Origin of the sequence: Dyella sp. LX-66 (genome assembly GCF_018599165.1) — a bacterium.
In the GTDB taxonomy this organism is placed as follows: domain Bacteria; phylum Pseudomonadota; class Gammaproteobacteria; order Xanthomonadales; family Rhodanobacteraceae; genus Dyella_D; species Dyella_D marensis.
On sequence record NZ_JAHFVJ010000006.1, the window covers coordinates 61938 to 75113 of the forward strand.

The 13176-nt window shown below is 69.1% G+C and carries 10 protein-coding genes; all 10 read right to left on the reverse strand.

Going from position 1 to position 13176, the window contains the following annotated elements; all coding sequences use genetic code 11:
• Positions 1–165: 165 nt before the first annotated feature.
• On the reverse strand, positions 166–1749 hold the full coding sequence (ilvA, locus tag KK141_RS13155) for a threonine ammonia-lyase, biosynthetic (RefSeq protein ID WP_214570074.1): 1584 nt from the start codon (positions 1747–1749) through the stop codon (positions 166–168).
• A complete protein-coding gene (ilvN, locus tag KK141_RS13160) occupies positions 1746–1994 on the reverse strand; it encodes an acetolactate synthase small subunit (protein WP_026633363.1) in 249 nt (82 codons plus the stop codon). The genes ilvA and ilvN overlap by 4 nt, the downstream gene beginning before the upstream one ends.
• Before the next feature lie 10 nt (positions 1995–2004).
• Complete coding sequence (ilvB, locus tag KK141_RS13165) at positions 2005–3807, reverse strand: biosynthetic-type acetolactate synthase large subunit (protein WP_214570136.1); 1803 nt, start codon at positions 3805–3807, stop codon at positions 2005–2007.
• Between the two features lie 136 nt (positions 3808–3943).
• Positions 3944–4972, reverse strand: coding sequence for a ketol-acid reductoisomerase (gene ilvC / locus KK141_RS13170; protein WP_214570073.1), 1029 nt, complete (start codon positions 4970–4972; stop codon positions 3944–3946).
• The gene (locus KK141_RS13175) at positions 4969–6675 is read right to left on the reverse strand and encodes a dihydroxy-acid dehydratase (RefSeq protein WP_214570072.1); all 1707 of its coding nucleotides are present in this window, start codon (positions 6673–6675) and stop codon (positions 4969–4971) included. The genes ilvC and KK141_RS13175 overlap by 4 nt, the downstream gene beginning before the upstream one ends.
• 168 nt (positions 6676–6843) lie before the next feature.
• Positions 6844–7941: a 3-isopropylmalate dehydrogenase gene (leuB, locus tag KK141_RS13180; RefSeq protein ID WP_214570071.1), complete on the reverse strand. Its 1098-nt coding sequence runs from the start codon at positions 7939–7941 to the stop codon at positions 6844–6846.
• Positions 7938–8522, reverse strand: coding sequence for a 3-isopropylmalate dehydratase small subunit (leuD, locus tag KK141_RS13185; RefSeq protein ID WP_214570070.1), 585 nt, complete (start codon positions 8520–8522; stop codon positions 7938–7940). The genes leuB and leuD overlap by 4 nt, the downstream gene beginning before the upstream one ends.
• Entirely contained in the window at positions 8519–9934 is a 1416-nt protein-coding gene (leuC, locus tag KK141_RS13190) for a 3-isopropylmalate dehydratase large subunit (RefSeq protein ID WP_214570069.1), read from the reverse strand. The genes leuD and leuC overlap by 4 nt, the downstream gene beginning before the upstream one ends.
• Positions 9931–10872, reverse strand: coding sequence for a branched-chain amino acid transaminase (locus tag KK141_RS13195; RefSeq protein ID WP_214570068.1), 942 nt, complete (start codon positions 10870–10872; stop codon positions 9931–9933). Before KK141_RS13195 ends, leuC begins: the two co-directional genes overlap by 4 nt.
• On the reverse strand, positions 10869–12476 hold the full coding sequence (locus KK141_RS13200) for a 2-isopropylmalate synthase (RefSeq protein WP_214570067.1): 1608 nt from the start codon (positions 12474–12476) through the stop codon (positions 10869–10871). The genes KK141_RS13195 and KK141_RS13200 overlap by 4 nt, the downstream gene beginning before the upstream one ends.
• Positions 12477–13176 lie beyond the last annotated feature (700 nt).

Sequence of the window (13176 nt, forward strand, 5' to 3'; positions counted from 1 at the left end):
GGCATGGGAGTTCCCCGTATCGAGACGAGGCGGGAGCGGCCTCGCCGATATCAGATGACGGCGAACTCGGCTTGCTGCGCCTCGGGCGACAGGGAGATACCAAGACGGGTGTCCGGCATGCATGCCGGTATCCGGTTAGCTCGTGCGGGGACGAAAAGCTCGCGTTTATGCCGCGGCCGGACGTGTCCCGTCGCGCAGCAGCAACTGATACGCGGGATTGCCGCTCTCGTCGCGGCAGGGATAGCCCAGCTGGGCCAGGAACTGCTGGAACATCGCGCGTTCGTCCGCCGGCACCTGGATGCCGACCAGGATGCGGCCGTAGTCCGCGCCGTGGTTGCGGTAGTGGAACAGGCTGATGTTCCAGTCCGGATGCATATGGCCCAGGAAACGCGTGAGCGCACCCGGCCGCTCGGGGAATTCGAAGCGGTACAGCAATTCATCGCGCGCCAGCGGCGAGCTGCCGCCGATCATGTGGCGCAGGTGCAGCTTGGCCAGTTCGTCGTCGGTCAGATCGAGCACGCCGAAGCCTTCGGCGGCGAAGGCGGCGGTCAGCGCCTCGCGCTCGTCGCGCTGGCGGATCTGGATGCCGACGAAGATGTGCGCGTTCGCCGCATCGCCGATGCGGTAGTTGAACTCGGTGATCGAACGCTGGCCCAGCGTGGCGCAGAAGCGGCGGAAGCTGCCGCGTTCTTCCGGAATGGTGACGGCGAAGACCGCCTCGCGCTGCTCGCCCACTTCGGCGCGCTCGGCGACGAAGCGCAGGCGGTCGAAGTTGAGATTGGCGCCGGACACGATGGCGACCAGGTTGGCGTCGTGCAGATCGTGCGTGGCGGCGTACTGCTTGAGGCCTGCCAGGGCGAGCGCGCCGGAGGGTTCCGGCACGCAGCGGGTTTCCTGGAACACGTCGCGGATCGCCGCGCAGATGGCGTCGGTGTCGACGCGCAGCATGGCGTCCACGTGGCGCTGGCACAGCGCGAAGGTTTCCGCGCCCACGCGCTTGACCGCGGTGCCGTCGGCGAACAGGCCGACTTCGTCCAGCGCCACGCGCTCGCCCTGTTCCAGCGACTGCGCCATGGCGTCGGAATCGACCGTCTGCACACCGATCACTTTCACTTCCGGCCGCAGCGCCTTGATATACGCCGCCACGCCGGCCAGCAGGCCACCGCCGCCCACCGGCACGAACACGGCATGCAGCGGGCCCGGATGCTGGCGCAGGATCTCCATGCCCACCGTGGCCTGGCCGGCGATCACGGCGGGGTCGTCGAAGGGATGCACGAAGGTGTAGCCGTGCTGTTGTTCGAGCCGCGCGGCTTCGGCCTGTGCGTCGCTGTAGGAGTCGCCGGCCAGCACTACCTCGACCCAGGCGCCGCCGAGGCGGCGCACCGCATCGATCTTCACTTGCGGCGCGGTCACCGGCATCACGATCACCGCGCGCAGGCCGAGCTTCGCCGCGGCCAGGGCTACGCCTTGCGCATGATTGCCGGCGGAAGCGGCGATCACGCCGCGCGCGCGCTGTGCCTCATCCAGGCCCACCATCTTGTTGTAGGCGCCGCGCAGCTTGAAGGAGAACACCGGCTGCTGGTCTTCGCGCTTGAGCAGCACGTGCTGGCCGATCCGCTCGGACAGCAGCGGCGCCGCTTCCAGCGCGGATTCGCGCGCCACTTCGTAGACGCGCGAGGCCAGCGTGCGCCGCAGCAGGTCGTGGTCCGCGTCTTCCGCCGGCGGCCGGGGTGCGGCCACCGCGTTCACTGCAAGGCTTCCGCGGCGGGATGGCTGACTTCGATCACATCCACCAGCTTGCGCGTCTGCTTGATCAGCTGGTCCACCGCCTCGTCGGCGCCGTGCATCACCAGGGTGAGCTGCGAGACGGCCGGGTCCTGCGTGGCGGCCACGGTGAGCGAATCGATATTGAAGCCGCGCGCGGAAAACAGCCCGGCCACGCGCACCAGGGCGCCGGCTTCGTTCTGCAGCAGGATGGAAAGCGTGTGTTTCATGAGTGTCTCGTCAGAACATATCGCTGGCGGCGCCGTCGGCCTGCACCGACTGGCGCGAGGCGATGTGGTCGCCGGTGATCATCTGTGCGTAAGTGGCGCCGGGGCCGACCATCGGATACACGCCGGCGTCGGGGTCGATCATCACTTCCAGGAAGGCCGGGCCCGGATGGGCAAGGAAGTCGGCGATGGTGGCGGCCAGTTCTTCCTTGCGCTCCAGGCGGCGCGCCCATTCGAAACCGTCGGCCTGCGCGGCCTTGATGAAGTCCTTGCGGTGCAGGCTCTTGTCGGAGGAGGCGAAGCGGCCGCGGAAGAACAGCTTCTGCCACTGCCGCACCATGCCGTCGCCGATATTGTTGAGCACGACGACCTTCACCGGCAGGCCGTAGGTGGTGACGGTTTCCAGCTCGCCCAGATTCATGCGGATGCTGGCGTCGCCGTCGATATCGATCACCACCGCGCCGGGCCGCGCGAACTGCGCGCCGATCGCCGCGGGCAGGCCGAAGCCCATGGTGCCCATCGAGCCGGAGCTCAGCCAATGGCGCGGCTCGCGGAAATCGAAATACTGCGCCGCCCACATCTGGTGCTGGCCGACGCCGGTGCTGATCACCGCGTGGCCCTGGGTGTGGCGGTTGATCTCTTCGATCACGGCATAGGGCTGGATCAGCGGGCTGGCGCGGTCGTAGTCCAGCGCGTGCGTGTGTTTCAGTTCCGCCACGTGGCGATGCCACGGCGCGTAGCGTTCGGACAGTTTCTCGCGCCAGCCGTGGCGTTCGCCCCAGGTGCGCAGCTGAGCCAGCGTGCGCGAGAGGTCGCCGGTGTGGTGCCAGTCGACCGTCTTGACCTTGCCGATCTCGGCCGGGTCGATGTCGATCTGCGCGATGAACTTCGCCTGCGGCGCGAACTTGTCCGGCACGCCGGCCACGCGGTCGTCGAAGCGCGCGCCCAGGGTGAACAGGAAGTCGCAATCCTCCACCGCATAGTTGGCATACGCCGTGCCGTGCATGCCCAGCATGTGCAGGGCCAGCGGCTCGGTGGTGTCGTAGGCGCCCAGGCCCATCAAGGTGGTGGTGACGGGCAGGCCGTAGTCGGTGACGAAGGCGCGCAGTTCGTGGGAAGCACCGGAGGCGATGGTGCCGCCGCCGGCATAGATCAGCGGACGCTTGGACTGCGCCAGTGCTTCGAAGAAGGCGGCGCACTGCGTGTCGTCGAGCACGGACTGCTCCAGCCGCTGCAGCCGCGCGCGGTAGCCGGGCATCGGCAGCAGGCCTTCGCCGTGGAAGGGCAGCAAGGTGTTCTGCACGTCTTTCGGGATGTCGACCACCACCGGTCCGGGGCGGCCGCTGCGTGCGATCTCGAAGGCGGTGCGCAAGGTGGCTTCGAGCTTTTCGGCGTCGGTGACCAGGAACACGTGCTTGGCGCAGGCGCTCATGATGTTGGCGATCGGCGCTTCCTGAAATGCATCGGAGCCGATCGCGGTGGTCGGCACCTGGCCGCACAGCACCACCATCGGCACCGAATCGGACATCGAGTCGCGCACCGGCGTCACCATATTGGTGGCACCGGGGCCGGAGGTGACGATGGCCACGCCGACCTTGCCCGAGGCGCGCGCATAGCCGGCGGCCATGAAGCCCGCGCCCTGTTCGTTGGCCGGCACGATCAGCGGCATCGGTTCGCCGCCGCTGGGCCCGATATGCGTGGCGTTGTAGCGGAACACCGCGTCGTACACCGGCAGGATGGCGCCGCCCGAGTAACCGAACAGCACGTCCACGCCCTCGTCGGCCAGGACCTGGACCACCACCTCGGCACCGCTCATGCGCAGCGCGTTGAGGGGATGGGTGGCGTCGTCGGCGTGCGTGGCGTCGGCGATGTCCGGCAGCAGGGCGTTCATGGTGTCGCGAATCCTCATGGCAGTGAAAACCCCTCGCCGTCGTGGCGAGGGGCGGGGTGGTTCAGCCGGTTTTCTTCAGCGGCTCGGCGGCGGGCTTGTTCGCCGCGGCGGCGCCGGCCTGCAGCCAGGACATGCGCGCGCGCAGCTTGGCGCCGACCTGCTCGATCGGATGCTCCAGGTCTGCCTGCTTGAAGCGCTTGTAGTTGGGCAGGCCGGCCTGGTACTCGGCGATCCAGTTGCGCGCGAAGGTGCCGTCCTGGATGTCGGTGAGCACGTCCTTCATGCGTGCCTTGGTGCCGGCGTCGATCACCCGCGGGCCGCTGACGTAGTCGCCGTACTGCGCGGTCTCGGAGACGAATTCCAGCATGCGCGCGATGCCGCCTTCGTAGAACAGGTCCACGATCAGCTTCAGCTCGTGCAGCACTTCGTAGTAGGCGATCTCCGGCTGGTAGCCGGCTTCCACCAGGGTCTCGAAGCCGGCCTGCACCAGCGAGCTGGCGCCGCCGCACAGCACGGCCTGTTCGCCGAACAGGTCGGTCTCGGTCTCTTCCTTGAAGTCGGTCTTGATCAGCAGGGCGCGGCCGCCGCCGATGCCGTCGGCGTAGGCCTTGGCCTTGGCTTCGGCTTCGCCGGTGACGTCCTGGTGGATCGCCCAGATGCTGGGCACGCCGCGGCCGATCTCGTACTCGCGGCGCACCAGCGCACCCGGGCCCTTCGGCGCGACCAGGATCACGTCGATGTCCTCGCGCGGGGCGATCTGCTTGAAGTGCACGTTGAAGCCGTGCGCGAACAGCAGGGCCGCCCCGGCCTTGATGTTCGGTTCGATCGATTCCTTGTACAGCGACGGCTGCACCATGTCGGGGGTCAGCACGGCGACCAGGTCGGCGCCGCGCACGGCTTCGCCCGGCTCGGCCACCTTGAAGCCTTCGGCGGTGGCGCGCTCCCACGAGGGGCCGCCCTTGCGCAGGCCGACCACGACGTCGAGGCCGGAGTCGCGCAGGTTGAGGGCGTGCGCGCGGCCCTGGCTGCCGTAGCCGAGCACGGCGATGCGGGCGTTGGCCAGCGTCGGGTTGGAAGTGGTGCTGCTCATGCGGTGACTCCTTCGGTAGCGGTGACTTGGACGTGTTTGGGGGTGGAGACAGCGGTGTTGGGATGGGTATTCGCGCCGTCGGAGGCGGAGCCGACCAGGCGCGCGTACTTGGCCAGGGCGCCGGTGGTGACCTTCGGTGCGGGCGCGGTCCAGTGCTTGCGGCGCTCGGCCAGGTCCGCATCGGTTTCGATGGCGCGCAGGCCGGCATCGATGCGGATGCGGTCACCGTCGCGCAGCAGCGCGATCGGGCCGCCGCGCACGGCTTCGGGCGCCATGTGGCCGACCATGAAACCGTGGGTGGCGCCGGAGAAGCGGCCATCGGTGATCAGCGCGACATCGTCGCCCAGGCCGCGGCCGATCAGCGCGGCGGTGACGCCGAGCATTTCGCGCATGCCGGGGCCGCCGGCCGGGCCTTCGTTGCGGATCACGATCACGTCGCCCTTGGCGATGCGGCCCTGCTGCACGGCGGCGAAGGCCTGCTCCTCGCTTTCGAACACGCGGGCGCTGCCCTCGAAATGCGTGGCGCCCTTGCCGGCGAGTTTCAGGATGCAGCCTTCCGGCGCGAGGTTGCCGTAGAGGATGGAATAGCCGCCGCGCGGCTTGAGCGGCTGGGCGACCGGCAGGATCACGTCCTGCTCCGCCGCGCGCGGCGCTGCCGCGGCTTCCTCGAACAGGCTGCGGCCGGTGACGGTGGGGGCATCTTCCAGCATGCCCGCGCCGATCAGTTCCTGCGCCACGCGCGCGGCGCCGCCGGCGCCGAACATCTCCACCGCGGTGTAGCGGCCGCCGGGCAACAGGTCGGCGATCACCGGCGTATGCACGGAGGCCGGCTCGAAATCTTCCAGAGTCCACGGCGCGCCGGCTTCGCGCGCGATCGCCAGCAGATGCAGCACCGCATTGGTGGAGCCGGCGGTGGCGGCGACCATGCGTGCGGCATTGCGCAGCGAGGTGCGGTTGATCAGCGCGCGCGGCGAACGCTGTTCGCGCAGGCAGTCCATCACCAGCTCGCCGCAGCGGCGTGCCGCCGCGGCCTTGGCCGGATGCGTGGCGGGAATATCGTTGAAGCCCATCGGCGACAGGCCCAGCGTGGTCAGCACCATGGCCATCGTGTTGGCGGTGAACTGGCCGCCGCAGGCGCCGGCGCCGGGGCAGGCGTCGCGCTCGACCGAGGCCAGTTCGGCGTCGTCGATCTTGCCCGCGCCGTGCGCGCCGACCGCTTCGAACACCTGCTGGATGGTGATCGGATGCTGGTCGTGCGTGCCGTGCGCGATGGTGCCGCCGTACAGCGCCACCGCCGGGATATCCAGGCGCGCCATCGCCATGGCGGCGGCGGGGATGGTCTTGTCGCAGCCGCACAGCACCACCATCGCGTCGAGGCAGTGGCCGTCGACGGCCAGCTCGATCGAGTCGGTGATCACTTCGCGGCTGATCAGCGAGGCGCGCATGCCGGGCGTGCCCATGGCGATGCCGTCGGTGACCGCGATGGTGTTGAACTCCACCGGCGTGCCGCCGGCGGCGCGGATGCCTTCGGCCACGTGCTCGGCCAGTTCGCGCAGGTTGAGGTTGCAGGGGCTGACGTTGGACCAGGTATGCACCACCGCCACCAGCGGCTTGGCGATGGCGCCGTCGTCCAGCCCGGTGGCGCGCAGCATCGCGCGCGCGGGGGCGCGGTCGGCGCCGGTCTTGATGAGATCACTGCGCATGGAAAGAAAAGCTCCGGATGGCATGACAACAGGTTGCTCCCCCTGCGCGCAGGGGCACGCGGGACAGGGCGCGGGGAGTGGCGTTCACTCGGGGCGGAGTGAGCGACGCCCTCATATCCCGCCGCGCGCAGGGGGAAGCAGGCGGCACGGAGGCCGCGCGGGCAGCAGTTAGCCGCACGCGCGCGCTCCGCTGAAAAAGGCTTCCGAGTTGGCGACGTGTTCGTCGAGCGCCGCGACCACCGCTTCGCGGATAGCGACGGTGCCGGCGTCGCCGCCGATATCGCGGCTGCGCGGGCCGTGCTGCAGCACGTGCTCCACGGCCGCTTCCACCGCGCCGGCTTCTTCTTCCAGGCCCAGCGAGTGGCGCAGCAGCATGGCGGTGGACAGGATCGCGCCGACCGGATTGGCCACGCCCTTGCCGGCGATGTCCGGCGCGGAACCGTGGATCGGCTCGTACAGGCCGCGCGCGCCTTCGCCCAGCGAGGCCGAGGGCAGCAGGCCCAGCGAACCGGCCAGCGCGGCGGCTTCGTCGGTGAGGATGTCGCCGAACAGGTTCTCGGTGACCACCACGTCGTAGCTTGCCGGCTGGGTCAGCAGCAGCATGGCCATCGAGTCGACCAGCTGGTGTTCCAGCTTCACGTCCGGATAGTCGGCGGCGATGCGCTGCACCGTGCTGCGCCACAGGCGCGAGGTTTCCAGCACGTTGGCCTTGTCCACCGAGGTGACCTTGTGGCGGCGGCCGCGCGCCAGCTCGAAGGCGCGGCGCACCACGCGCTCGACTTCGGCCACGGTGTACTTGCACTCGTCGGTGGCGGTGTCGGCGGTGCGCGTCTTGGCGCCGAAGTAGGCGCCGCCCGTGAGCTCGCGCACGAACAGCACGTCCACGTTGCGCAGCTTGTCGTCCTTCAGCGGCGACAGTGCGGTCAGCGCCGGATGCACCTGCAGCGGACGCAGGTTGGCATAGACGCCCAGCGCCGCGCGCAGCGCCAGCAGACCTTGTTCGGGGCGCACCGGCGCGGACGGGTCGGACCACTTCGGTCCGCCCACCGCGCCCAGCAGCACCGCGTCGGCGGACTGGCACGCGGCCAGCGCATGCGCCGGCAGCGGCTCGCCGGTGGCGTCGATGGCGCAGCCGCCGATCAGGTGTTCCTCGTACTCGAAGCTGTGCTCGTAATGGGCGGCGACGGCTTCCAGCACGGCGACGGCGGCGGCGGTGACTTCCGGACCGACGCCGTCGCCGGGCAGGGTGACGATGCGGGCTTTCATGCGGCTTGCTCCAGATGCTGTTCGTAGTGGGCGATGGCGTCGGCGTGCTGCAGCAGGTAGCCGAGCTGGTCGACTCCGTTGAGCAGGCAATGGCGGGCGAAGGGCTCGAGCTGGAACGGGATGCGGCCGCCGTCGGGCAGGGCGATGTACTGGCCTTGCACGTCGATGGTCAGCTCGGTGCCGGGGTGGGTCAGCAGCCAGTGGTGCTCGGCTTCGGACACCACGATGGCCAGCAGGCCGTTCTTCAGCGCGTTGTTGCGGAAGATGTCGGCGATCTCGCTGCACAGCACCGCCTGGATGCCGTAGTCGAGCAGCGCCCACGGCGCGTGTTCGCGCGAGGAACCGCAACCGAAGTTGCGGCCGGCGACCAGGATGGCGCAGCCCTTGGCCTGCGGCTGGTTGAGCGGGAAGGCCGGGTTGTCGCTGCCGTCCGGCTGGTAGCGCCAGTCGTTGAAGCACAGCTTGCCCAGGCCCGCGCGCTCGGTCGTGGTGAGGAAGCGCGCCGGGATGATGCGGTCGGTGTCGATGTTCTCGTCGGCCAGCACGGCCGTGCGGGAATGAAGGCGGGTCACGGGTTTCATGCGGCGGCGGCCTCGTTGATGTATTCGCGCGGGTCGGCGATGGAGCCGGCCAGGGCGGAAGCGGCGGCGGTGGCGGGGCTGGCCAGCACGGTGCGTGCGCCCTTGCCCTGGCGGCCTTCGAAATTGCGGTTGGAGGTGCTCACCACCAGCTGGCCCGGCTGCGCCAGGTCGCCGTTCATGGCGATGCACATCGAGCAGCCCGGCACGCGCCACTCGGCGCCGGCCGCTGTGAACACCTGATGCAGGCCTTCGCGCTCGGCGTCGCGGCGCACCGCTTCGGAGCCCGGCACCACCAGCATGCGCACGCCGTCGGCGATGCGGCGCCCACGCAGGATCTCGGCCGCTTCGCGCAGATCGGACAGGCGCGAGTTGGTGCAGCTGCCGATGAAGACGACGTCCACCGGCGTGCCCTGCATCGGCTTGCCCGGCTGCGCCCGCATGTAGTCCAGCGCGCGGGTTTCCTGCGCGGTGCGTGCGGCGGGCACCGGCACGTCCATCGCGATGGCCATGCCCGGATGGGTGCCGTAGGTGACGGTGGGCTTGACCTTGCTGGCGTCGATGCGCACTTCGCGGTCGTAGCTGGCGCCGGCGTCGGTGCGCAGCGCGCGCCACTTGGCGACGGCCGCGTCCCAGGCCTCGCCCTGCGGCACGCGTGGACGGCCCTTCAGCCAATCGAAGGTGACGTCGTCCGGCGCGATCAGGCCTGCGCGCGCGCCGGCTTCGATCGACATGTTGCAGACCGTCATGCGCTCGTCCATCGAGAGCGCTTCGACGGCTTCGCCGCGGTATTCGATGACGTGGCCGGTGCCGCCGTCGACGCCGATCTCGCCGATGATGTGCAGGATCAGGTCCTTCGCGCCCACGCCCTTGGGCAGCTGGCCGTCGACGTGGATCGCCAGCGTCTTCGGCTTGCGCTGCAGCAGGCACTGCGTGGCCATCACGTGGCCGACTTCGGTGGTGCCGATGCCGAAGGCCAGCGCGCCGAACGCACCGTGCGTGGAGGTGTGGCTGTCGCCGCAGACGATGGTCATGCCCGGCTGGGTGGCGCCCAGCTCCGGACCGATCACGTGCACGATGCCGCGCTCGCTGCTGTCCCAGCCGTGCAGCTCGACGCCGAACTCACGGCAGTTCGCTTCCAGCTGCGCAACCTGGGCTTTGGCTTCCGCGTTCGCGTAGGGGCGCTCGCCCTTGTCGTTCGCGGGCAGCGTCGGCGTGGAGTGATCCAGTGTGGCCAGGGTGCGGTCGGCACGGCGCAGTTTCAGGCCGCGTTCGCGCAGTTCGCTGAAGGCCTGCGGCGAGGTGACTTCGTGCACCAGGTGCAGGTCGATGTACAGGATGGCGGGCGTGTCGGCGGTTTCGGACGCGACGACATGCGCGTCCCACAGTTTCTCGAACAGGGTGCGCGCGCTCATGCGGCCACCTGCTCGGTGGCTTGCGTGTGCACGGGGGAGAGCCAGCCCCAGCGGTCGTCCGTCTTGCCGTCGAACAGGCCGAAGAAGGCTTCCTGCAGCGCGCGGGTGATCGGGCCGGGGCGGCCGGTGCCAACCGGCTTGCGGTCGACCGAGCGCACGGGGGTGATCTCGGCGGCGGTGCCGGTCATGAACACTTCGTCGGCGGTGTACAGCGCTTCGCGCGGCAGGTCGCGTTCCTCGACCTTGATGCCCAGGTCTTCCGCCAGCGTCATCACCGTGTCGCGGGTGATGCCGGCCAGGATGCCGGCGCTGGTCGGCGGCGTGAGCAGCTTGCCGTTCTTCACCACGAACACGTTCTCGCCGGCGCCTTCGCTCAGCAGGCCGTTGTGGCCGAGCGCGATGCCTTCGGCGTAGCCGCCGCGGCGCGCTTCCAGGCCGATCAGCTGGCTGCTCAGGTAATTGCCGCCGGCCTTGGCCCAGCTCGGCACGGTGTTCGGCGCGGGACGCTGCCACGACGACACGCACACATCGGCGCCGTGCTCGCGTGCATCGCCGAGATAGGCGCCCCATTCCATCGCCATGATCGCCACGTCCACCGGCGCGCCGGGCTTGGCCAGCACGCCCAGGCCGCCGGCGCCGCGGAACACGATCGGGCGCACATAGGCCGAACCCATGCGGTTGGCGCGGATCACTTCCATGCAGGCGGCGTTGATCTCGTCCTCGCTGTAGCCGATCTCGATCTCGTACACGCGCGCCGACTCGAACAGGCGGCGGGTGTGGTCGGCCAGGCGGAAATAGGCGGGGCCCTGCGGCGTGGCGTACACGCGCTCGCCTTCGAACACGGAGGAGCCGTAGTGCAGCGCGTGGGTGCTGACATGGACCGTGGCTTCGGTCCACGGCTTGATCTGGCCGTTGTGCCAGAGAAAGGGCGTGGTCATGCGGTGGCTCCTTGGACTTGCGGTTGCGCGGCGGCGGTCGGGGCGGCCTGCCGCTCGATGCGGTTGACGATGGAAAGCGCGGCCAGGGCGGTGGCCTCGACGATGTCGGTGCTGACGCCGTTGCCGCGCCAGTCGCGCGCGGCGTGGCGCGCGGTGAGCTGGGCCTGGCCCTGGGCGTCGCCGCCTTCGCTGACGGCGCGCACCTGGAACTGGGTCAGCTCCAGGTCGGTGCCGGTGGCGCGCTCCATGGCGCGCAGCACGGCGTCGACCGGGCCGTCGCCGATGGCGGCTTCGCCGACCTCGCGGCCGTCGTCGTGGGCCAGGCGCACCGAGGCGGACGCGCTGCCGCCCAGGTGCGAGGTGGAATTGAGCTGCACGATGCGCCAAGGGCCGGCGGCGTCCGGGTCCTGGCCCAGCGCCAGCGCTTCCAGGTCTTCGTCGTGGATCTCGCGCTTCTTGTCGGCCAGCGTCTTGAAGCGCGCGAAGATCTCGTCCATCGCGGCTTCTTCCGGGCTGTGGCCCAGCGCCTGCAGGCGCGAACGCAGCGCGTGGCGGCCGGAATGCTTGCCCAGCACCAGCTTGGTTTCGCCCATGCCGACGTCCTGCGGACGCATGATTTCGTAGGTGCCGCGGTGCTTGAGCATGCCGTGCTGGTGGATGCCCGATTCGTGCGCGAAGGCGTTGTCGCCGACGATGGCCTTGTTGCGCGGCACGGCCTGGCCGGTCAGCTGGGTCAGCAGGCGCGAGGTCTGCACCAGGCGGCGCGCGTCGATGCGCGAGTCCACGCCGAAGTAGGGGCCGCGCACGCGCAGCGCCATCACCACTTCCTCCAGCGAGGCATTGCCGGCGCGCTCGCCGATGCCGTTGATGGTGCATTCGATCTGCCGCGCGCCGGCGCTCACCGCGGCGAGGCTGTTGGCCACCGCCATGCCGAGGTCGTCGTGGCAGTGCGAGGAGAACACCACGCGCTCGGCGCCCTTCACGTGCTTGCGCAGGTAGGCGAAGCGTTCGGCGATTTCGGCGGGAGTGACGTAGCCGACGGTGTCCGGCGCGTTGACCGTGGTGGCGCCGGCGGCGATCGCGGCGCTGAACACTTCGGCCAGGTAATCGGGTTCCGTGCGCATGGCGTCTTCGGCGGAGAACTCCACTTCGTGGCACAAGGCCTTCGCGCGCTCGACGGCGGCGATGGCGGTGTCGATCACCTGCTGCTTGCTCATGCCCAGCTTGTGCTCGCGATGCAGCGGGCTGGTCGACAGGAACACGTGGATGCGCGAGTGCTGCGCGGCTTCCAGTGCGCGGCCGGCGGTGTCGATATCCGCCGCCTGGCAGCGCGCCAGTGCGCACACGGTGGAGTGGCGCACGGACCTGGCGATCTCGGCGACGGCGGCGAAATCGTCCGGCGACGCCTGTGGAAAGCCCGCTTCCATCACGTCCACGCCCAGTGCTTCGAGCGCATGCGCCATGCGCAGCTTGGCGCGGCGGTCCATGCCGAAGCCGGGCGCCTGTTCGCCGTCGCGCAGGGTGGTGTCGAAGATGCGCACGCGGTCGTCGGCTACTACGCCGTCCTCGCTGCTGTCGTTGCTGTGCTGGGTGTCGTTGGTCATGTCGGCTCCGTTGCGGTGCTGGGCCGAGGGCAACAAAAAACCCCGCATCCTGTTCGGGTGCGGGGTTCTTTAGGAGTATTCAGGTCAGTTTTTCTTTACCTGGACACACGCCCTCAGCCCGCACCTCCGTTGGTAATAAGGAGTACGAGTACAAGGGCAAGAAGGAGGTTGCCGCGGAGCCGCAGCAAGCCGTGAACCGCTGGAGGGCGGGTCCTTTCGGCGATGCTGGCGGTGGTGTTGCGTTGCGACATGTCATCGACCCTAACGGGGCTCGTCGGGGCGTGTCAACAGTTTCTTGTGTAATGATCGAAAAAAGTTTGCTCGATCACATTTGGACGTCCAGATGGCTGGATGCGATGAGCGCGCGATTATTCGTGGTGATTTCGTGGATGCGCATGGATCGAGGAAAAGCCTGGAAATCAGACCATTCCTATCGATGGCATCGAAAGTCGACAGCTAAGTCGACGCATATCAGCGCTTTGCATGGACTGGTACGTCGAGCCGCATGAGAAACCATTCAGCGGCGTACGGAGTCATTCGAGGCCGGCTTTACCGGGGGCGAAAAGCGGTTGCGGCGGGGCACAAAAAGCGGTTGGCGGCGTGCATGAGGGTGGGCCGCCGGCGAGTGCCGACGGCCTCACCGGTCAGTAGAACCAAGGTTGCAGTTCGCCCATGCGTTCACCTCGCGTGTTTGCCCGGA

What these genes read in the sequence shown, in the direction of transcription:
- ilvN (WP_026633363.1), bottom strand. Translation starts at nt 1,994, where the DNA reads ATGAAACACACGCTTTCCATCCTGCTGCAGAACGAAGCCGGCGCCCTG.
- ilvB (WP_214570136.1), bottom strand. Translation starts at nt 3,807, where the DNA reads ATGAGCGGTGCCGAGGTGGTGGTCCAGGTCCTGGCCGACGAGGGCGTG.
- ilvC (WP_214570073.1), bottom strand. Translation starts at nt 4,972, where the DNA reads ATGAGCAGCACCACTTCCAACCCGACGCTGGCCAACGCCCGCATCGCC.
- KK141_RS13175 (WP_214570072.1), bottom strand. Translation starts at nt 6,675, where the DNA reads ATGCGCAGTGATCTCATCAAGACCGGCGCCGACCGCGCCCCCGCGCGC.
- leuB (WP_214570071.1), bottom strand. Translation starts at nt 7,941, where the DNA reads ATGAAAGCCCGCATCGTCACCCTGCCCGGCGACGGCGTCGGTCCGGAA.
- leuD (WP_214570070.1), bottom strand. Translation starts at nt 8,522, where the DNA reads ATGAAACCCGTGACCCGCCTTCATTCCCGCACGGCCGTGCTGGCCGAC.
- leuC (WP_214570069.1), bottom strand. Translation starts at nt 9,934, where the DNA reads ATGAGCGCGCGCACCCTGTTCGAGAAACTGTGGGACGCGCATGTCGTC.
- KK141_RS13195 (WP_214570068.1), bottom strand. Translation starts at nt 10,872, where the DNA reads ATGACCACGCCCTTTCTCTGGCACAACGGCCAGATCAAGCCGTGGACC.
- KK141_RS13200 (WP_214570067.1), bottom strand. Translation starts at nt 12,476, where the DNA reads ATGACCAACGACACCCAGCACAGCAACGACAGCAGCGAGGACGGCGTA.